The 2,587-nt window shown below is 75.5% G+C and carries 3 protein-coding genes and 1 pseudogene; 3 read left to right on the top strand and 1 reads right to left on the bottom strand.

What is annotated here, in order from left to right:
* The first annotated feature begins 172 nt into the window (after window positions 1–172).
* The gene (locus ACFQ3T_RS35860) at window positions 173–925 is read left to right on the top strand and encodes a TetR/AcrR family transcriptional regulator (protein WP_380730479.1); all 753 of its coding nucleotides are present in this window, start codon (window positions 173–175) and stop codon (window positions 923–925) included.
* Here the strand turns inward: ACFQ3T_RS35860 and ACFQ3T_RS35865 are convergent.
* Window positions 919–1,104 carry a PspC domain-containing protein gene (locus tag ACFQ3T_RS35865; protein WP_380730481.1) on the bottom strand — a complete coding sequence of 62 codons (186 nt, stop codon included), beginning with the start codon at window positions 1,102–1,104 and terminating at the stop codon, window positions 919–921. The two genes, ACFQ3T_RS35860 and ACFQ3T_RS35865, sit on opposite strands and share 7 nt — an antisense overlap.
* Window positions 1,105–1,299: 195 nt before the next feature.
* Between ACFQ3T_RS35865 and ACFQ3T_RS35870 the strand changes: the two genes are divergently transcribed.
* Complete coding sequence (locus ACFQ3T_RS35870; RefSeq protein WP_380730483.1) at window positions 1,300–1,911, top strand: DUF3558 family protein; 612 nt, start codon at window positions 1,300–1,302, stop codon at window positions 1,909–1,911.
* A gap of 72 nt (window positions 1,912–1,983) precedes the next feature.
* Window positions 1,984–2,587, top strand: a pseudogene (locus tag ACFQ3T_RS35875) (apolipoprotein N-acyltransferase); the annotation flags it as partial.

Below are 2,587 nucleotides of genomic sequence, written 5' to 3' on the forward strand. Positions count from 1 at the left end.
CCGCGTGAGCCCGGGCCGCCCGCCCCCCGTGAACCCGCGCCCGTCAGCGCGGCCCGGCGGCCCTGCCTGGTGCGGCCCTGCCTGGTGCGGCCCTGCCTGGTGCGGCCCTGCCTGGTGTCAGCGCCGCCGTCCTCGACCGCGTGGGGCCCCAAGGGCCGTAGGGTGACCAGCCGTGGCCACCGAACACACCGGCACCGGCGACCCCGCGCGGACCCTCGCGGTGCTGTGGCGCACCACCGAGCGCGCCGCCCGCAAGGATCTCGGCGTCGACCGCATCGTCGCCGCCGCCGTCGACCTCGCCGACACCGAAGGCCTCGCCGCGCTGTCCATGCGGCGCGTCGCCGACAAGCTCGGCGTCGGCACCATGTCCCTCTACACGCACGTGCCCGGCAAGGCCGAGCTGATCGACGTCATGGTCGACGCCGTCCAGGGCGAGACCGCGCGCCCCGACGACGTCCCCGGCGGGTGGCGCGGCCGGCTCACCCAGATCGCCCGCGAGAACTGGGCGCTGCACCTGCGCCACCCGTGGCTGCTGCAGGTCGCGACCAACCGGGCCGTGCTCGGCCCCAACGTGGCCGCCAAGTACGACTACGAACTGCGCGCCGTCGACGGCATCGGCCTCACCGACGTCGAGATGGACTCCGTCCTCAACCTCGTCCTCGCGCACGTCCGGGCCGCCGCGCGCGTCGCCGTCGAAGCCGCCCAGGTCGAGCAGCGCACCGGCCTCACCGACGAGCAGTGGTGGCAGGCCGCCGCGCCCTACCTCGCCAAGGTCTTCGACCCCGAGCGGTTCCCCACTGCGGCCCGCGTGGGCGCCGCCGCCGGCGAGGCCCACGGCACCGCCTACGACGGCGAGCACGCGTTCACGTTCGGCCTGGAACGCGTGCTCGACGGCATCGAGGCGCTCGTCCGGTCCCGTCAGTAGGGGCGCTTCGGCATCATCGCCCACAGCACCAGGTAGAGCAGGAACTGCGGCCCGGGCAGCAGGCAGGACAGCAGGAACACCAACCGGACCGTGTTGGCCTTCCACCCGTAGCGAGCGGCGAGCCCGGCGCACACGCCCGCGATCACCTTCTGGTCCTGCGGCCTCGTCAACGTGGTCATGACTCCACCATCCCCGCTCTCAGGTCCCCCCACATCGGTGGGAACCCTGATTGATACCCCCGCCGCCCCCTCCGCAACCCCCGGACAACACCAGGGCAACCCACGCGGACGACGGCGCGGGCAGGACTTCCCGATGGGTGGCAGCTACCTGCCGGCGCGGGACCGACCGCGTCCCGGCCTCCCTACCGTGGCGGCATGACGCACCCCGACCACCACCGGCGTCCGCCGACCACCGCGCCCCGGCCCGGCGTTCGCCGGGACACGGCCCGCCTGGTGCTCGTCCTCGCCGCCGGACTGCTCGGCGCCGGGTGCTCGGGAGGCGAAGCCGCCCCGCGGACACCGTCGCCGTCCACCCCGTCGTCCACGTCGAGCCCGTCGTCCACCACCCCCACCACGCCGCAACAGGACAAGCACACGCTGGCCGAGCTGGCGCGTCGGCCCTGCCTGGCGCTCGACGCGCGCGACCTCGACGCCCTCGGCATCACCGGCCCCGGCGAGGAGGAGCCCGGGGAGAACGGCCCCTCGTGCCTGTGGCGGGTCGGGGGCCAGAACGTCAACCTCCGCCTCGACGTCCCGGCCTCCTACGCGCAGACCATGACCGAGGGCGGGCGCGTCTCCCGGGTGCGGATCGGGCGGCACACCGCCACGCAGGCCGAGTTCCACCGCATCTGCTTCACCTTCGTCGAGGTGGACGGCCCCGACCACCTCGTCGGCTCCACGACCATCCCCGAGCCCGACGCCCCGCAGTCCGGGGCCTGCCCCGCCGGCCTGTCGGTCGTCGCGAGCGCCCTGACCCACATCGGGTGACGCCCGACGGGGGAGCGGCGGCGGTGCGAGGTGGGGTGCGGGATCGTGACCGGGGGCTCGTAGGCTGGGCCGGTGGTCGCTCCCCCCGTGGTGTCGGGTCAGTCCGCCGCCGACACGCCCCCCGCCCGCCGTCGGGACGTGCGCGGCACGTTGCTGCGGGTCGTGTTGGCCGCCGCGGGCGGTGTGCTGGTGTTCCTCAGCTTCCCGCCCCGGACGACGTGGTGGTTGGCGCCCGTCGGGTTCGCGGTGCTCGGGGTCCTGCTGCACGGGCGGCGGGCGCGGGCCGGGTTCGGGCTCGGCGTGGTGTGGGGGCTGGCGTTCATGGCGCCGCTGCTGCGCTGGACCGGCGAGTTCGTCGGCCTCATCGCCTGGCTGCCGCTCGCCCTGCTGTGCGCGGTGCTCATCGCGGTGGGCACGGCTGCCATCGCGGTCGTGTCACGGCTGCCCGGCGCGCCCCTGTGGATGGCGCTGGTGTGGGTCGCCGACGAGGCGCTGCGCGCCGTCGTCCCGTTCGGCGGGTTCCCCTGGGGCAAGATCGCGTTCGGCCAGCCCGAGGGCTGGTACCTGCCGCTCGCGTCCGTCGGCGGCGCGCCGCTGGTCGGGTTCGCCGTCGCCCTCACCGGCGTCGGCGCCGCCCACCTGGGGCGCAACTGGCGGCTCGGCGCGGCCGCCGTCG

The organism is Saccharothrix hoggarensis (genome assembly GCF_042678885.1).
GTDB lineage: Bacteria > Actinomycetota > Actinomycetes > Mycobacteriales > Pseudonocardiaceae > Actinosynnema > Actinosynnema hoggarensis.

What these genes read in the sequence shown, in the direction of transcription:
- ACFQ3T_RS35865 (WP_380730481.1), bottom strand. Translation starts at nt 1,104, where the DNA reads ATGACCACGTTGACGAGGCCGCAGGACCAGAAGGTGATCGCGGGCGTG.
- ACFQ3T_RS35870 (WP_380730483.1), top strand. Translation starts at nt 1,300, where the DNA reads ATGACGCACCCCGACCACCACCGGCGTCCGCCGACCACCGCGCCCCGG.